The organism is Brucella ciceri, assembly GCF_041930145.1.
GTDB classification, from domain to species: domain Bacteria; phylum Pseudomonadota; class Alphaproteobacteria; order Rhizobiales; family Rhizobiaceae; genus Brucella; species Brucella intermedia.
Genome location: NZ_JBHEEV010000023.1, coordinates 1 through 17001, shown reverse-complemented (window position 1 = coordinate 17001; position 17001 = coordinate 1). Strand labels below are relative to the sequence as shown.

The following is a 17001-nucleotide window of genomic DNA, read 5'->3' as shown; positions in this document are numbered from 1 at the left end:
ATCGCTGCAGTCAGCGACGTCTTGCCATGGTCAACGTGACCAATCGTGCCGATGTTAACGTGGGGCTTCGTACGTTCAAACTTACTCTTTGCCATTTGAGCTCTCCGTAAATTTAGCCTGCTCAGGCATTCTTTTAATTGGGAGCGTGACCCTTAGATCACGCAAACTTCTTCTGGATTTCCTGTGCGACCGCCGTCGGAACCGGCTCATAATGGTCGAACTGCATCGTGTACTGTGCACGGCCCTGGGACATCGAACGCAGCGAGTTCACGTAACCAAACATGTTGGCCAGCGGAACATTTGCATTGACGACCGTGGCGATGCCGCGGGCTTCGGTGCCGGAAATCTGACCGCGACGCGAGTTCAGATCGCCGATAACGTCACCAACGTAATCTTCCGGCGTGACAACCTCGACCTTCATGATCGGTTCGAGGAGCTGCGCGCCAGCCTTCTGCGCACCTTCACGGAACGCTGCACGGGACGCGATTTCGAAGGCGAGAACAGACGAGTCAACGTCATGGTACGCACCGTCGATCAGGGTGGCCTTCACGCCGAGCATCGGGAAGCCAGCCAGCGGGCCTGCACCCATGACGCTTTCGATACCCTTCTGGACACCCGGAATGTATTCCTTCGGAACCGAGCCGCCGACGATCTTCGATTCGAAGATGAAATCATCGCCGTCATGCGGTTCGAAGATGATCTTGACGCGCGCGAACTGACCCGAACCGCCCGACTGCTTCTTGTGGGTGTAATCGATTTCAGCCTGACGGGTGATCGATTCACGGTAAGCAACCTGCGGAGCGCCGACGTTGGCTTCAACCTTGAATTCGCGCTTCATGCGATCGACGAGAATGTCGAGGTGAAGTTCGCCCATGCCGGCGATGATGGTCTGACCGGATTCTTCGTCCGACTTGACGCGGAAAGAAGGATCTTCGGCGGCCAGACGATTGAGCGCGATGCCCATCTTTTCCTGGTCGGCCTTGGTCTTCGGTTCGATGGCGATTTCGATAACCGGATCCGGGAATTCCATGCGCTCGAGGATAACCGGCTTCAGCGGATCGCAGAGCGTGTCGCCAGTGGTGGTTTCCTTGAGGCCAGCCAGAGCAACGATGTCGCCAGCAAAAGCTTCTTCGATGTCTTCACGGCTGTTGGAGTGCATCTGCAGCATACGGCCGATACGCTCACGCTTGCCCTTGACGGTGTTTTCGAGCGAAATGCCCTTGGTCAGCTTGCCCGAGTAAATACGAGCGAAGGTCAGCGAACCAACGAACGGGTCGTTCATGATCTTGAATGCGAGCATCGAAAGCGGTGCTTCATCCGAAGATTCGCGGGTGGTTTCGCTTTCCGTCTTGACGTCGATGCCCTTGATGGCAGGAACATCGGTCGGAGCCGGAAGGAATTCCACAACGGCATCAAGAAGCGGCTGAATGCCACGGTTCTTGAACGCAGTGCCGCAAAGAACCGGATGGAACTTGACGTCGATGGTGCCCTTACGGATCAGAGCGCGCAGCTCGTCATTCGTAGGCATGGTGCCTTCGAGATAGGCTTCCATTGCAGCTTCGTCGATTTCCACGGCCAGCTCGATGAGCTTTTCGCGGTATTCTTCAGCCTTGTCCTTCAGATGGGCAGGAACTTCACCAACCGTTGCAGCAGCGCCGATGGTGCCGTCCCAGGTCAGGGCCTTCATTTCGATCAGGTCGATGACGCCTTCGAACTCGTTTTCAGCGCCGATCGGCAGCTGAACCGGGAGTGCTACTGCGCCAAGACGCGAGCCGACCATTTCTACGCAACGGTAGAAATCGGCACCGATCTTGTCCATCTTGTTGACGAAGACCATACGCGGGACGTGGTACTTTTCAGCCTGACGCCACACGGTTTCGGTCTGGGGCTCAACGCCAGCGTTGGCGTCGAGCAGCGCGATTGCGCCGTCGAGAACGCGCAGGCTGCGTTCAACTTCAATCGTGAAGTCAACGTGACCAGGCGTGTCGATGATGTTGAAACGGCGCTTCTTACCATCACGGCCCTGCCAGAACGTGGTCGTAGCAGCGGAAGTGATCGTGATACCGCGTTCCTGTTCCTGCTCCATCCAGTCCATGGTCGACGCACCATCGTGGGTTTCGCCGATCTTGTGGTTCTTACCGGTATAGAACAGAATGCGCTCTGTCATCGTCGTCTTACCGGCGTCGATGTGAGCCATGATACCGAAATTGCGGTAGTCTTCGATTTTATATTCGCGGGCCATGATAGTCGCTCTTTGAATAGGTTTCGACGATTACCAGCGGTAATGCGAGAAGGCGCGGTTGGCTTCAGCCATGCGGTGCGTGTCTTCACGCTTCTTCACAGCAGAACCACGGTTGTTGGCAGCGTCAAGCAACTCACCGGAAAGACGATCGATCATCGTCGTCTCGTTACGGCCACGAGCAGCATTGATGAGCCAACGGATGGCAAGTGCCTGGCGACGTTCTGGACGCACATCAACCGGAACCTGATAGGTTGCACCACCAACGCGGCGCGAACGGACTTCGATGTGCGGAGCTACGTTGTCGAGCGCCTGATGGAACAGCGCGACCGGCTCGGACTTTGCCTTGGCTTCGATTGCATCGAGCGCACCGTAAACGATGCTTTCAGCAACCGACTTCTTGCCATGAAGCATGACTGCATTCATGAACTTCGTGATAACGAGATCGCCGAACTTCGGATCCGGATTGATCTCACGCTTCTCAGCCTTATGGCGTCTGGACATTTCGTCTCTTCTTTCAATTACATCGGGCTCAGCTCGCCTTCTGGCGGCCGGTATCCCCGGAAAATCTTACTTCGGACGCTTTGCACCGTACTTCGAACGGCGCTGCTTGCGGTTCTTGACGCCCTGGGTGTCGAGAACGCCGCGGATGATGTGGTAACGCACACCCGGCAAGTCCTTTACACGACCGCCGCGGATCATGACGACGGAGTGCTCCTGCAGGTTATGCCCTTCACCAGGGATATAACCGATAACTTCGAAGCCGTTCGTCAGACGAACCTTGGCAACCTTACGCAGAGCCGAGTTCGGCTTCTTCGGGGTCGTCGTGTAAACGCGGGTGCAAACGCCGCGCTTCTGAGGGTTTGCCTGCAGTGCAGGAACCTTATTACGCTTTACCGGCGCAATGCGCGGCTTGCGGATAAGCTGGTTTACGGTTGGCATACAACCTTCCTCTTTAAAAAATCTCGTATCCACGCCCCAAGGGGCCGTTTCACCGGCATGCTCATGCACAAATTCGGAGTCAGCCCTCGTCAACCGGTGGCCACCCCGAACAAAAGCAGAGGAAGCTGACGCTTCATGCGAACGGCAAGTTGCATTTCGATCGTAAAACGAACCCTGTTTGAGACGAACTTCAGGACGCGTCGTCCCGAAAAAGCCTGTCTCACATCGGCTCAGATGGGCTGCTGATACGTCTTTAGCGACGTTTCGTCAAGGGCAGCGGCTCAAGTTTCTTTAATGAAAGCCCTGAAACCGGCGTTTTGATCCCGCCCGGACAGGTTATTGCGCCGCATTTGACGACTATTCGCTAATATTACGCGATCAAAACCGTCATTTTCCTATGCAAGCATGGCGCAGCCACTCAGGTCAGGCTATTGAAGCACATCCGAGTCGAAACGCAACCGAATATTAAGGGTTTCTCAATGTCTTCCACATCCACAAATGATTCCACACCTGCGGGCGACGATTCGCCAACCGTCCATCTCGTCATCGCTGATGTCTGGAACGAAGGCGAAGAATCCCCAGTCGAAGTACACCTGCTTTTGAAATCGGACGAGAACGAAGATCTCGTTCAGACCGTCCTCAGCATTCTTGCCGAAGAAGGCTACCATGAAGCCGAACTTCTGGAGATGGGCACGCTGACCGAAGAGCCGGAAGAAGAACCGCACAAGAGCGCCTGGGCCACCGCCCTTAGCGGTGAAGTCGCGCTGATCGAATTCGACGGCGACGACGAAGAAGAAGAATAAGCATCATGGAGAGCGCCGGTTTCAACCGGCGCTTTTTTCTTCTGCTGATGCGGGCTCTCCCGTTATCCCGAAATGCAAAAAGGCCGCCCCGAAAGGCGGCCTTTTTCAGTTTCGTATCCGCCGATCTTATTCGGCGGCGTTGTTGGTCATGTCCACCAGCATCGCATTGGCTTCCGCGGAACCGGAAGACTTGCGGCGCTCGTCGATGATCAGATCGTCGCGAGCGGTTGCGATGCGACGGATCTGGTTGGTCATGCCGCCAGTACCGGCCGGAATGAGACGGCCAACGATGACGTTTTCCTTGAGACCCTGCAGCGTGTCCATCTTGCCGGCCACCGCAGCCTCGGTGAGGACGCGGGTCGTTTCCTGGAACGACGCAGCCGAGATGAACGAAGGCGTCTGCAGCGAAGCCTTGGTGATACCGAGCAGAACAGGGTTGCCAGAGCCCGGCTTCTTGCCCTCTTCGATAAGACGCTCGTTGATCTCTTCCAGCTCGATGCGGTCGACGTGGTCGCCCGGAATGTAGCCGGTATCGCCGGATTCCGTGATTTCCACCTTCTGCAGCATCTGCCGGACAATCACTTCGATGTGCTTGTCGTTGATCAAAACGCCCTGCAGACGATAGACTTCCTGGATTTCGTTCACGAGGTACGAAGCCAGAGCTTCGACGCCCTTGATCGCCAGAATGTCATGCGGTGCCGGGTTGCCGTCGAGGATGTACTCACCCTTTTCGATGACGTCGCCGTCCTGAAGATGGAACGGCTTGCCCTTCGGAATGAGGTACTCGACCGGCGCGATCGTGTCGTCGTTCGGCTCGATGATGATGCGACGCTTGTTCTTGTAGTCGCGACCGAAGCGGACGGTACCATCGATCTCGGCGATGATGGCATGGTCCTTCGGACGACGTGCTTCGAACAGTTCGGCCACACGCGGCAGACCGCCGGTGATGTCCTTGGTCTTGGCGCTTTCCATCGGCAGACGGGCGATAACGTCACCAGCCTTCACATGCGCGCCGGGCTCGACCGAAAGGATCGATTCCACGGAGAGCAGGAAGCGGGCATCGCCACCCTTCGACAGCTTCAGGATCTTGCCGGCCTTGTCCTTGATGACCATGGCAGGCTTGAGGTCCGAACCGCGAGGCGTCGAACGCCAGTCGATGACGACGCGCTTCGTGATACCGGTCGACTCGTCAGCCGTTTCCGAAACCGAGAGACCATCGACGAGATCTTCGAACTCAACGTAGCCTTCAACTTCGGTCATGATTGGACGGGTATACGGGTCCCACTCAGCAATACGCTGGCCGCGCTTAACCGTATCGCCCTCGTCCACGAACAGGCGCGAACCGTAGGTCACGCGGTGGACCGCACGTTCCTTGCCCGTTGCGTCGAGGATCAGGACAGCCATGTTACGGCCCATCACCACGAGGTTGCCATCGGAGTTGCGAACCACATTGCGGTTACGCAGCTTGACAGTGCCTTCGTACGAAGCTTCGAGATACGAGCTGTCAACCACCTGTGCAGTACCGCCCAAGTGGAAGGTACGCATGGTGAGCTGGGTGCCCGGCTCGCCGATCGACTGGGCAGCGATAACGCCGACCGCTTCGCCCTGGTTGACCGGAGTACCGCGTGCAAGGTCGCGACCATAGCACTTGGCGCAGACGCCGTTGCGGGTTTCGCAGGTCAGGGCCGAACGGATGCGGATCGACTGGATACCAGCCTTCTCGATGATCTCGACGTCCTTTTCCTCGATCATGCGGCCAGCTTCGACGATGACTTCGCCGGTTGCCGGATGCAGGATCGGATCGAGAGCCGTACGGCCCAGAACGCGCTGGCCGATCGAGGCAACGATCTGACCGGCATCGACGATCGGCTGCATGGTGAGACCGATTTCGGCACCGCAATCGACTTCCGAAATGATCGCATCCTGTGCAACGTCAACGAGACGGCGGGTCAGGTAGCCCGAGTTAGCCGTCTTCAAGGCGGTGTCTGCCAGACCCTTACGGGCACCGTGGGTCGAGTTGAAGTACTCGTTAACGGTCAGGCCTTCCTTGAAGTTCGAGATGATCGGGGTTTCGATGATTTCACCCGACGGCTTGGCCATCAGGCCACGCATGCCGCCAAGCTGACGCATCTGGTTGACCGAACCACGGGCACCCGAATGCGACATCATGTAGACCGAGTTCATCTGCTTCTGGCGACCGGTCACCGGATCGAATTCGACGGCCTTCAGGCGCGCCATCATCTCTTCGGTGATCTTGTCGGTAGCCTTGCCCCAGGCGTCAACGACCTTGTTGTACTTTTCGCCCTGAGTGATCAGGCCGTCATTGTACTGCTGTTCGTATTCGGTCGTGAGCGCTTCGGTGTCGGCAACGATCTTCGCCTTCGTGTCCGGGATAACCATGTCATCCTTGCCGAAGGAGATGCCTGCACGGCAGGCATGAGCGAAGCCGAGCTGCATGATGCGATCGCAGAAGATGACCGTCTCTTTCTGACCGCAATGGCGGTAGACGTGGTCGATCATCTTGGAGATGTTCTTCTTGGTCATCTCCTGATTGCAGATGTCGAACGGCACCATGACGTTCTTCGGCAGAAGCTCGCCAATGATCATGCGGCCAGGCGTCGTGTCGTAGATCTTCGACACTGGCTTGCCTTCGGCGTCGACCGTCTTGAAGCGGCCCTTGATCTTGGTGTGCAGCGTGACGACCTTGTTTTCAAGCGCATGCTGCAGTTCGCCCATATCGGCGAACATCATGCCCTCGCCCGGCTCCTTCTCCGCCACGATGGACAGATAATAGAGGCCGAGAACCATGTCCTGCGAAGGAACGATGATCGGTGCGCCGTTAGCCGGATGCAGGATGTTGTTGGTCGACATCATCAGCACGCGGGCTTCAAGCTGGGCTTCAAGCGACAGCGGAACGTGAACAGCCATCTGGTCACCGTCGAAGTCGGCGTTGAACGCGGTACAGACGAGCGGATGCAGCTGGATGGCCTTGCCTTCGATCAGGGTGGGTTCAAAAGCCTGAATCCCAAGACGGTGCAGCGTCGGCGCACGGTTCAGGAGAACCGGATGCTCACGGATCACTTCGTCAAGGATATCCCAGACTTCCGGACGTTCCTTTTCAACCAGCTTCTTGGCCTGCTTGACGGTCGAGGAATAACCCTTGGCGTCAAGACGTGCGTAGATGAATGGCTTGAACAGTTCGAGCGCCATCTTCTTCGGCAAACCGCACTGGTGCAGCTTCAGTTCCGGACCGGTCACGATGACCGAGCGGCCGGAATAGTCGACGCGCTTGCCGAGCAGGTTCTGGCGGAAGCGGCCCTGCTTGCCCTTGAGCATGTCGGACAGCGACTTCAGCGGGCGCTTGTTGGCACCGGTGATGACGCGGCCACGACGACCGTTGTCGAACAGCGCGTCCACAGCTTCCTGCAGCATGCGCTTTTCGTTGCGGATGATGATGCCCGGTGCGCGCAGTTCGATCAGGCGCTTCAGACGGTTGTTACGGTTGATGACGCGGCGATAGAGATCGTTCAGATCCGACGTCGCGAAACGACCGCCGTCCAGCGGCACGAGCGGACGCAGGTCCGGCGGAATGACCGGAACGATCTTCATGATCATCCATTCCGGACGGTTTCCCGACTCCAGGAAGTTTTCGACGATCTTCAGACGCTTCATCAGCTTCTTCTGCTTCAGGTCCGAAGTGGTCTCGGCAAGCTCGACGCGCAGATCGGCGGCGATCTTTTCGAGTTCCATCGAAGCCAGAAGCTCGTAGATAGCTTCAGCACCAATGAGGGCCGTGAACTGATCTTCGCCGAATTCATCGACGGCAATCATATATTCCTCTTCCGAAAGAAGCTGGTGCTCCTTCAGCGAGGTCAGGCCCGGTTCGGTAACGATGTAGTTCTCGAAGTACAGGACGCGCTCGATATCCTTGAGCGTCATGTCCAGGAGCGTGCCGATACGGCTCGGCAGCGACTTCAGGAACCAGATATGGGCAACCGGGGCCGCGAGTTCGATGTGGCCCATGCGCTCGCGACGAACGCGCGAGAGCGTAACTTCCACGCCGCACTTTTCGCAGATGATGCCCTTGTATTTCATACGCTTGTACTTGCCGCACAAGCATTCATAGTCCTTGATCGGGCCGAAGATGCGCGCGCAGAAGAGACCATCGCGTTCAGGCTTGAACGTACGGTAGTTGATCGTCTCCGGCTTCTTGATCTCGCCGTATGACCAGGACAGAATCTTCTCAGGGCTGGCAATCGAGATTCTGATGGAATCGAACGTTTGTGCCGGAGCCTGAGGATTGAAAAGATTCATGACCTCTTGGTTCATGCCGTTCTCCTTGAGGGCGATCCGTCGCCCTGTGTCGTCGATGACAAGCTGAAAATCCTTGCCATCCTGAAAAGAAATCGCGGTGCTACGCAGTTATGAACTGGCTTGCCGTAGTCTCGCTTCCTCTTGCGGGGAAAAACCGCCGTCATCGAAAACGAGTTTACCGGCGCGCCACGGCGATACCATGGCGCGCCTCAAAGTTTATTCCGCCGCGTCCGGCAGGGCCGGCTGTTCAGCGTCACGCGTGTCGTCGAGTTCGACATTGAGGCCGAGCGAGCGCATTTCCTTGACGAGAACGTTGAAGCTCTCCGGAATGCCCGCTTCGAACGTGTCGTCGCCGCGCACGATCGCTTCGTAGACCTTGGTACGGCCTGCCACGTCGTCCGACTTGACGGTAAGCATTTCCTGCAGCGTGTAGGCCGCACCGTATGCTTCCAGAGCCCAGACCTCCATTTCGCCGAAGCGCTGGCCGCCGAACTGAGCCTTGCCGCCCAGAGGCTGCTGGGTCACGAGCGAGTAAGGTCCGATCGAACGAGCGTGGATCTTGTCGTCGACCAGGTGGTGGAGCTTCAGCATATAGATGTAGCCCATCGTCACCTGACGGTCGAACGGCTCACCCGTACGGCCATCGTAAAGCGTCGACTGACCAGACGTTGCAAGTCCGGCATCCGTCAGCATCGCGTTGATGTCGGCTTCAACCGCACCGTCGAAGACCGGCGTTGCGATCGACACGCCGCGCTTCACCTGGTTGGCCAGCATGAGGACGGAATCGTCATCATAAGACCGGACCGGTTCATTGCGGTCGTTGTCCGGATAGATGTGCTCCAGCGTCTGGCGCAGCGGCTCGATATTGGCCGTCTTGCGATAGACGTCGATGAGCTCACCAATCTTCTTGCCCATGCCTGCGCAAGCCCAGCCGAGGTGGGTTTCCAGAATCTGGCCCACGTTCATTCGGCTCGGAACGCCAAGCGGGTTCAACACGATGTCGGCATGCGTACCATCTTCCAGGAACGGCATGTCCTCGACCGGCAGAATGCGCGAAACCACACCCTTGTTGCCGTGACGGCCAGCCATCTTGTCGCCTGGCTGAATCTTGCGCTTCACAGCGACGAAGACCTTGACCATCTTCATGACGCCCGGAGGCATCTCGTCGCCGCGCTGTACCTTTTCGACCTTGTCCATGAAGCGTGCTTCGAGCAGCTTCTTGGAGTCGTCGTACTGGCTGCGCAGAGCTTCCAGCTCGCCCTGAAGCTTTTCGTCTTCAACGGCAAACTGCCACCACTGCGACCGCGGATACTCCGTCATGAGATCGCGGCTGATCGTCGTGCCCTTCTTGAAGCCCTTCGGGCCGGCAGCGGCAACCTTGCCATCGATCATGTCGGCGAGACGGCCATAGACGTTGCGGTCCAGGATCGCCTGTTCGTCGTCACGGTCCTTGGCGAGACGCTCGATTTCCTCGCGCTCGATAGCCATGGCGCGTTCGTCCTTTTCAACGCCGTGGCGATTGAAAACGCGAACTTCCACAACCGTACCGTAGGTTCCGGGCGGCATGCGCATGGAGGTGTCGCGGACGTCCGATGCCTTTTCACCGAAGATGGCGCGCAGAAGCTTCTCTTCCGGCGTCATCGGGCTTTCGCCCTTCGGCGTGATCTTGCCGACAAGAATGTCGCCAGGATGCACTTCGGCACCGATGTAGACGATACCGGCTTCGTCGAGGTTCTTCAGCGCTTCTTCCGAAACGTTCGGAATATCGCGGGTGATTTCCTCAGGTCCAAGCTTGGTGTCGCGGGCAGCAACTTCGAATTCCTCGATATGAATCGAGGTGAACACGTCTTCCGAAACGATCTTCTCGGAAAGCAGGATCGAGTCTTCGTAGTTGTAGCCGTTCCACGGCATGAACGCGACGAGCACGTTGCGGCCGAGAGCCAGATCGCCCAGATCCGTGGATGGACCGTCAGCGATGATGTCGCCCTTGCCGATCGGGTCGCCGACGCGAACGAGCGGGCGCTGGTTGATGCAGGTCGACTGGTTCGAGCGCTGGAACTTCTGCAGACGATAGATATCGACGCCCGATTTGGACGGATCGAGATCTTCCGTTGCACGGATAACGATACGGGTCGCATCCACTTGGTCGACGATACCGCCGCGACGGGCTGCAATAGCAGCACCGGAGTCGCGAGCGACAATCGGTTCCATGCCGGTGCCGACGAACGGCGCTTCAGCGCGAACGAGCGGAACGGCCTGACGCTGCATGTTCGAGCCCATGAGAGCGCGGTTGGCGTCGTCGTTTTCAAGGAACGGAATCAGAGCCGCGGCAACCGAAACAAGCTGCTTCGGCGAAACGTCCATCAGGTCCACGTTTTCACGCGGAGCCATCATCACTTCGCCTGCATGACGGCAGATGACGAACTCGTCAACGAAACCGCCCTGCTCGTCCAGTTCCACGTTAGCCTGGGCAACCGAGTGCTTGGCTTCTTCCATGGCCGAGAGATAGACAACGTCGTTCGTCACCTTGCCGTCGACAACCTTGCGGTACGGGCTTTCGATGAAGCCGTACTTGTTGACGCGGGCAAAGGTTGCGAGCGAGTTGATGAGACCGATATTCGGGCCTTCCGGCGTTTCAATCGGGCAGATACGGCCATAATGGGTCGGATGCACGTCGCGGACTTCGAAGCCAGCGCGCTCGCGGGTCAGACCGCCCGGTCCAAGTGCCGACAGACGGCGCTTGTGGGTGATTTCCGAAAGCGGGTTGGTCTGGTCCATGAACTGCGACAGCTGCGAGGAACCGAAGAACTCGCGCACGGCTGCAGCAGCCGGCTTCGCGTTGATCAGGTCCTGCGGCATGACCGTGTCGATTTCGATCGAGGACATACGTTCCTTGATCGCGCGCTCCATGCGGAGCAGACCGACGCGGTACTGATTTTCCATCAGTTCACCGACCGAACGCACACGGCGGTTGCCGAGATTGTCGATGTCGTCGATTTCGCCGCGACCATCACGCAGTTCCACAAGCATCTTGACCACGGCCAGGATGTCTTCCTTGCGCAGAACGCGCACGGTGTCTTCCGCATCGAGGTCCAGACGCATGTTCATCTTCACGCGACCAACGGCCGAAAGGTCGTAACGCTCGGCATCGAAGAACAGCGAGTTGAACATCGCTTCGGCCGAATCCATCGTAGGCGGCTCGCCCGGACGCATGACGCGATAGATGTCGAACAGGGCTTCCTGACGGCTTTCGTTCTTGTCGACAGCCAGCGTGTTGCGGATGTACGCGCCGATATTGACATGGTCGATATCGAGAACGTTGATTTCCGTCTCACCGGTGTCGAGCAGGGTCTTGAGGACCTTCTCATCGATTTCGTCACCGGCTTCGAGATAAATCTCACCGGTTGCGTAATTGACGACGTCTTCCGCAAGATAAGAACCGAACAGATCGTCTTCCGTCGCCTTGATGGCCTTGAGGCCCTTTTCGGCAAGCTGCTTGGCCGAACGGGCGGTCAGCTTCTTGCCGGCTTCCAGAACGACTTCGCCGGTGTCCGCGTCGATGAGATCGGAGATGATCTTCATGCCCTTGAAGCGGTCAGCCGAATACGGAATGCGCCAATTGTCGCCATCACGCGTATAGGTGACGGTCTTGTAGAACGTCGACAGAATTTCTTCGCCGTCCATGCCGAGCGCCATCAGCAGCGTGGTGGCCGGCAGCTTGCGGCGACGATCAATACGTGCGTAGACGATGTCCTTGGAGTCGAATTCGATATCGAGCCAGGAACCGCGATAAGGAATGACGCGAGCCGCGAACAGGAGCTTGCCCGACGAATGGGTCTTGCCCTTGTCATGATCGAAGAAGACGCCCGGCGAACGGTGCATCTGCGAAACGATCACGCGCTCGGTACCATTGACGATGAAGGTGCCGTTGTCGGTCATGAGCGGCATATCGCCCATGTAGACATCCTGTTCCTTGATGTCCTTGATCGACTTCGCGCCGGTATCTTCGTCAATATCGAACACGATGAGACGCAGCGTCACCTTGAGTGGCGCCGAATACGTCAGATCGCGCTGACGGCATTCGTCAACGTCGAATTTTGGTGCGTCGAACTCGTAGCGAACGAATTCGAGCATTGAAGCGCCGGAGAAATCCTGAATTGGGAAAACAGACTTGAAAACCGCCTGCAAACCCTCGTCAGGACGCCCACCGGATGGTTCTTCAACCATAAGGAACTGGTCGTAAGATGCCTTTTGAACCTCGATAAGGTTCGGCATCTCAGCGACCTCTGGGATCTTGCCGAAAAATTTGCGTACGCGCTTGCGACCATTGAAAGAATGGGTCTGAGCCATCGTCGCTCCTCGTTCTATAGCCTTGCGGCTTGCTCACGCCTTGCGGCCTTTATCATGCGCCGCCCTTCGGCGGTCCTTCGAGCACATGAACCTTCTGATTGGCCCCTTTCAGATCGGATGGATCGAAAGGATCATGTGCAAACTTTCCAGAGCGGCCTTCAGCATCGTTGCCGACACGCGGCGCTCTTAACGGGCTAAAACCCGTTTCCTGAAAGCCGTTCCGGCACTCAGGAAAAGGGTTCCAGTCATCCGACCCACCGGGAAAGTCCGGCGGGAACTGGCGGATGGAAAACCATCCGCCAGAATAGTCCGAACTTACTTGAGTTCGACCTTGGCGCCAGCAGCTTCGAGCTGTGCCTTGATCTTCTCAGCTTCGTCCTTCGAAGCGCCTTCCTTGACGGCCTTCGGAGCGCCTTCGACCAGGTCCTTGGCTTCCTTGAGGCCGAGACCGGTGATTGCGCGCACTTCCTTGATCACGTTGATCTTGTTAGCGCCGCCGTCAGCGAGAACGACGTCGAATTCGGTCTTTTCTTCTGCAGCAGCAGCAGGGGCAGCGCCACCAGCAGCAGCAACAGCGACCGGAGCAGCAGCCGAAACGCCCCACTTCTCTTCGAGAAGCTTGGACAGCTCAGCGGCTTCCAGAACGGTCAGGGCCGAAAGGTCTTCAACGATCTTTGCGAGATCAGCCATTTTTGTACTTCCTATTATAAAGGTTTGAACTGTTGACAGCGAGAAACGGCCTTAAGCCGCCTCGTTCTTCCGGGCGTGCGCGCCGATAACGCGGGCGATCTGGCCCGCCGGAGCGCTGGTAAGTACTGCAAGACGCTGAGCTGGGGTCTGGATCATTCCAACCAGCTTTGCGCGCAGTTCGTCGAGCGACGGGAGCGAAGCAAGCGACTTGACGCCATCGGCGTTAAGCGTCGTTGCACCCATTGCACCGCCGAGGATAACGAGCTTGTCGTTAGTCTTGGCGAATTCGACGGCTACTTTCGGAGCGGCGATCGGATCGCTTGCGTAAGCAACGACCGTCTGACCCGTAAACAGGTCAGCAATACCTTCCGATTCCGTGCCCTGAAGAGCGATTTTGGCAAGGCGGTTTTTCGCGACTTTAACGGACCCACCTGCATCACGCATCTTCGAGCGAAGATCGCTCATCTGCGAAACGGTGAGACCGGTATAGTGGGCCACGACGACCGAACCGGACTCTTTGAAAGCGCCGTTCAGCCACGCGACAAATTCGCGCTTTTCCGCTCTATCCACTGTCTCTCTCCAGTTGACAGGACCACATGGCCCTGCCGGGTTGCCTTTGCCGGACGAACTTCACAGTCAGTCCGACGTTCGAGGATCCTGTCCCCTTCAGCTCCACCTGCAAGCAGGCTTCACCCAAAGGCAACTACGGTTCAAACCTTGCATGCACATTCGTGCGAAACAGGGTTATTCCACGTCTCATGCAGGCTTTGCGTTTAAGGAAAACCACCCGAAGATGATGATCCGCCTGCAATCTCGGACAGGATAACCGGATTTTCATCCGGCTATCCGGGTCTTTCGACCCGGAATTCTTGCCGTTCGTCCTGTTGTTCCAGAACTGGCTGGCAGCCATGCCTCTCCAATCGGAAAGGCTTGGGCCCCGGCGAACCGGAGCCCTGAAACTTAGGCGACGACCTTGACGGTTGCCGGGTCGACCTTGACGCCAACGCCCATGGTCGAGGAAATCGACACGCGCTTGACGTATTCACCCTTGGCAGCCGACGGCTTTGCCTTGATCACGGCGTCAGCGAAAGCCTTGATGTTTTCTTCGAGCTTGGCATTGTCGAAGGAAACCTTGCCGATACCGGCATGGATGATACCTGCCTTTTCGACGCGGAATTCGACTGCACCGCCCTTGGAAGCAGCAACAGCAGCTGCAACGTCGGTGGTGACGGTACCAACCTTCGGGTTCGGCATCATGCCGCGAGGGCCGAGAACCTTACCGAGACGGCCAACGAGCGGCATCATGTCCGGGGTTGCAATGCAGCGATCGAATTCGATCTTGCCGCCATTGACGATTTCGAACAGTTCTTCCGCACCGACGATGTCGGCGCCAGCCTTCTTGGCTTCTTCAGCCTTGTCGCCGCGAGCGAAAACAGCAACGCGAACCGTACGGCCTGTGCCATTCGGCAGGTTGACGACGCCGCGGACCATCTGGTCGGCGTGGCGCGGATCGACGCCGAGGTTCATCGCGATTTCGATGGTTTCATCGAACTTGGCGACAGCACGTTCCTTGACGAGACCGATAGCAGCCGACAGATCGTACAGCTTGTTGCGATCGACGCCTTCACGGATCTTGTTAATGCGCTTGGAAATCTTCGCCATCGTCTCAGCCCACCACTTCCAGGCCCATCGAACGGGCAGAACCTTCGATCATGCGCATCGCTGCTTCAATGTCAGCGGCGTTCAGATCCTTCATCTTCGCTTCAGCGATCGTGCGAACCTTGTCGCGGGTGATCGTGCCGGCGCTTGCCTTGCCCGGGGTCTTCGAACCGGACTTGAGGTTAGCGGCCTTCTTGAGGAAGTAGGTCACCGGAGGCGTCTTCATCACAAAAGTGAAAGACTTGTCCTGGTAATAGGTGATCACGACTGGAATCGGCGAACCCTTTTCCATTTCCTGCGAGGCAGCGTTGAACGCCTTGCAGAATTCCATGATGTTGATGCCGCGCTGACCCAGGGCCGGACCGATCGGGGGCGACGGATTGGCCGCACCTGCCGCTACCTGGAGCTTCAGCTGGCCTGCAATTTTCTTAGCCATTGCTTTCTGCCTTTTTTACTTTGCCGGAAATCCGGCTTTCTCGATTAATGCCGGAAAATCCGGCTCTCGACTGACGCCAGTTCGACTGGCGGGCAGTTCGGTGGTCCGGAGATCGGCGACCGGCTAAGCCGCCTTCCCTTCCACCATTTCCACTCCAGCCGAAATTCGCCGGGAGTGGAGCCCTTCACGGGCAAACGATCAGAGCTTGTCGACCTGACCGTATTCCAGATCCACGGGCGTTGCGCGCCCAAAGATGGAAACCTCAACCTTGAGACGCGCGCGCTCTTCGTCGACTTCCTGAACGATCCCGTTGAAGGAAGCGAACGGACCGTCGGAAACGCGAACGTTCTCGCCAATCTCGAAGGATACCGAAGTCTTCGGACGCTCGACGCCATCCTGAACCTGGTTCAGAATCTGGTCGACTTCCTTCTGGGAAACCGGCACCGGCTTGGAATCGCCAAGGAAGCCAGTGACTTTCGGAGTATTCTTGATCAGCGAGAAGACGGCATCCGTAAGGGTTGCACGCACCAGCACGTAGCCTGGGAAGAACTTGCGCTCTGCGTCAACCTTGCGGCCGCGGCGCACTTCAACGATCTTCTCGGTCGGCACGACGATCTGCTCGATAAGCTCGGACAGACCCTTCTGCTTTGCCTTGGCCTCGATGTCCTCGGCGACCTTCTTTTCGAAATTGGAATAGGCGTGAACGATGTACCAGCGCGCCGTCATCTAAAAACTCCCCAATCCTAACTTATCGACCAAGGCCGAGAATAAATTCTACGCCATAGGCCATAAGCTGGTCGGCAAGAAAAAAGAACGCGGCAGCCAGAAACGCCATGATCACCACCATAATGGTGGAGATGACCGTTTCACGCCGTGTAGGCCAGGTCACCTTCGCCGTTTCGGCGCGAACCTGCTGAAAAAAGGTGATCGGATTCGTCTTGGATGCCATCTGCCGCTCTGTCATTGATCCGGCGCTACCCCCAAACTCTAGCTCGCAAAAACGAATCAAAAGCCTGAAGTCACGCGTATACGGCACGCAAAGCTGAAAATTCAGCCCCACGCGCCGCGTGTCTGTTGACGCTACATAGAATCGATTCCCGAAAAAAACAAGCCCAAAGGTTAAAAGAATACCATACAGGCTTATCGGAGATCCGATCCTTGCGAATATCACTCGACGCACCATCCAATCGTGCGGCGGCGATCCTCCCCTGCCCGGCCAACAAATCCCGCAGGGAATTATCATTTTCCACGACGTCGCCTTGCCGAAGCCTGCGCCATCATCGAAAAGGTAAGGCGGCATAGATTGCTGCCTAAACTATCATATAGAAAACGGGCGCCCATAGTCAAGCCATGAGCACCCGTTCTGAAATGGCAGGGGCAGCAGGGTTCGAACCCGCGACCTACGGTTTTGGAGACCGTCGCTCTACCAACTGAGCTATACCCCTATGCGGCATTTAGAATGCCAGACTGGCGGCGTAACCGCCAGTCAAATTCATTACTCGATGATCGAGGAGACGATGCCTGCACCGACGGTGCGGCCGCCTTCACGGATAGCGAAGCGGAGCTTC

The 17001-nt window shown here is 57.3% G+C and carries 14 protein-coding genes and 1 tRNA gene; 1 reads left to right on the top strand and 14 read right to left on the bottom strand.

Annotated features, from left to right (window positions below):
• The 4 genes from JNC63_RS21650 to rpsL form a co-directional block, all read right to left on the bottom strand.
• Positions 1–95 (bottom strand): GTP-binding protein (locus tag JNC63_RS21650; protein ID WP_002972655.1); only part of this gene is annotated, 95 nt, incomplete at its 3' end.
• A gap of 62 nt (positions 96–157) precedes the next feature.
• Positions 158–2242, bottom strand: a complete 2085-nt coding sequence (gene fusA, locus JNC63_RS21645; RefSeq protein WP_063620621.1) for an elongation factor G — start codon at positions 2240–2242, stop codon at positions 158–160.
• A gap of 30 nt (positions 2243–2272) precedes the next feature.
• Positions 2273–2743 carry a 30S ribosomal protein S7 gene (rpsG, locus tag JNC63_RS21640; RefSeq protein WP_006467033.1) on the bottom strand — a complete coding sequence of 157 codons (471 nt, stop codon included), beginning with the start codon at positions 2741–2743 and terminating at the stop codon, positions 2273–2275.
• A 66-nt stretch (positions 2744–2809) separates the two neighbouring features.
• Positions 2810–3181 (bottom strand): 30S ribosomal protein S12, encoded by a 372-nt coding sequence (rpsL, locus tag JNC63_RS21635; protein ID WP_006471111.1) that lies wholly within the window; start codon positions 3179–3181, stop codon positions 2810–2812.
• 479 nt (positions 3182–3660) lie between these two features.
• On the opposite strand from rpsL, the gene JNC63_RS21630 reads away from it, so the two are divergent.
• On the top strand, positions 3661–3984 hold the full coding sequence (locus JNC63_RS21630) for a hypothetical protein (RefSeq protein WP_021587208.1): 324 nt from the start codon (positions 3661–3663) through the stop codon (positions 3982–3984).
• Between the two features lie 126 nt (positions 3985–4110).
• On the opposite strand, the gene rpoC is transcribed toward JNC63_RS21630, so the two are convergent.
• The 10 genes from rpoC to JNC63_RS21580 all read right to left on the bottom strand — a co-directional run.
• Complete coding sequence (gene rpoC, locus JNC63_RS21625; protein ID WP_063620622.1) at positions 4111–8313, bottom strand: DNA-directed RNA polymerase subunit beta'; 4203 nt, start codon at positions 8311–8313, stop codon at positions 4111–4113.
• A 201-nt stretch (positions 8314–8514) separates the two neighbouring features.
• Positions 8515–12648, bottom strand: coding sequence for a DNA-directed RNA polymerase subunit beta (rpoB, locus tag JNC63_RS21620; protein WP_063620623.1), 4134 nt, complete (start codon positions 12646–12648; stop codon positions 8515–8517).
• A gap of 315 nt (positions 12649–12963) precedes the next feature.
• Positions 12964–13338: a 50S ribosomal protein L7/L12 gene (gene rplL, locus JNC63_RS21615; protein ID WP_006467038.1), complete on the bottom strand. Its 375-nt coding sequence runs from the start codon at positions 13336–13338 to the stop codon at positions 12964–12966.
• Positions 13339–13389: 51 nt separating this feature from the next.
• Complete coding sequence (gene rplJ / locus JNC63_RS21610; protein WP_063620624.1) at positions 13390–13908, bottom strand: 50S ribosomal protein L10; 519 nt, start codon at positions 13906–13908, stop codon at positions 13390–13392.
• Positions 13909–14298: 390 nt separating this feature from the next.
• Positions 14299–15000 (bottom strand): 50S ribosomal protein L1, encoded by a 702-nt coding sequence (gene rplA, locus JNC63_RS21605; protein WP_006467041.1) that lies wholly within the window; start codon positions 14998–15000, stop codon positions 14299–14301.
• Between the two features lie 4 nt (positions 15001–15004).
• Positions 15005–15433, bottom strand: coding sequence for a 50S ribosomal protein L11 (rplK, locus tag JNC63_RS21600; RefSeq protein WP_006467042.1), 429 nt, complete (start codon positions 15431–15433; stop codon positions 15005–15007).
• A 198-nt stretch (positions 15434–15631) separates the two neighbouring features.
• Complete coding sequence (nusG, locus tag JNC63_RS21595) at positions 15632–16159, bottom strand: transcription termination/antitermination protein NusG (RefSeq protein WP_006467043.1); 528 nt, start codon at positions 16157–16159, stop codon at positions 15632–15634.
• Between the two features lie 22 nt (positions 16160–16181).
• Positions 16182–16382, bottom strand: coding sequence for a preprotein translocase subunit SecE (gene secE / locus JNC63_RS21590; protein WP_002964376.1), 201 nt, complete (start codon positions 16380–16382; stop codon positions 16182–16184).
• A gap of 420 nt (positions 16383–16802) precedes the next feature.
• A tRNA-Trp gene (locus JNC63_RS21585) sits at positions 16803–16878 on the bottom strand.
• Between the two features lie 50 nt (positions 16879–16928).
• Positions 16929–17001 (bottom strand): EF-Tu C-terminal domain-related protein (locus JNC63_RS21580; RefSeq protein ID WP_445433045.1); only part of this gene is annotated, 73 nt, incomplete at its 5' end.

Coding starts and splice junctions, on each gene's coding strand:
- rplK (WP_006467042.1), bottom strand. CDS start 15,433: ATGGCTAAGAAAATTGCAGGCCAGCTGAAGCTCCAGGTAGCGGCAGGT.
- rplA (WP_006467041.1), bottom strand. CDS start 15,000: ATGGCGAAGATTTCCAAGCGCATTAACAAGATCCGTGAAGGCGTCGAT.
- fusA (WP_063620621.1), bottom strand. CDS start 2,242: ATGGCCCGCGAATATAAAATCGAAGACTACCGCAATTTCGGTATCATG.
- JNC63_RS21630 (WP_021587208.1), top strand. CDS start 3,661: ATGTCTTCCACATCCACAAATGATTCCACACCTGCGGGCGACGATTCG.
- rplL (WP_006467038.1), bottom strand. CDS start 13,338: ATGGCTGATCTCGCAAAGATCGTTGAAGACCTTTCGGCCCTGACCGTT.
- rpsG (WP_006467033.1), bottom strand. CDS start 2,743: ATGTCCAGACGCCATAAGGCTGAGAAGCGTGAGATCAATCCGGATCCG.
- nusG (WP_006467043.1), bottom strand. CDS start 16,159: ATGACGGCGCGCTGGTACATCGTTCACGCCTATTCCAATTTCGAAAAG.
- secE (WP_002964376.1), bottom strand. CDS start 16,382: ATGGCATCCAAGACGAATCCGATCACCTTTTTTCAGCAGGTTCGCGCC.
- rpsL (WP_006471111.1), bottom strand. CDS start 3,181: ATGCCAACCGTAAACCAGCTTATCCGCAAGCCGCGCATTGCGCCGGTA.
- rpoC (WP_063620622.1), bottom strand. CDS start 8,313: ATGAACCAAGAGGTCATGAATCTTTTCAATCCTCAGGCTCCGGCACAA.
- rpoB (WP_063620623.1), bottom strand. CDS start 12,648: ATGGCTCAGACCCATTCTTTCAATGGTCGCAAGCGCGTACGCAAATTT.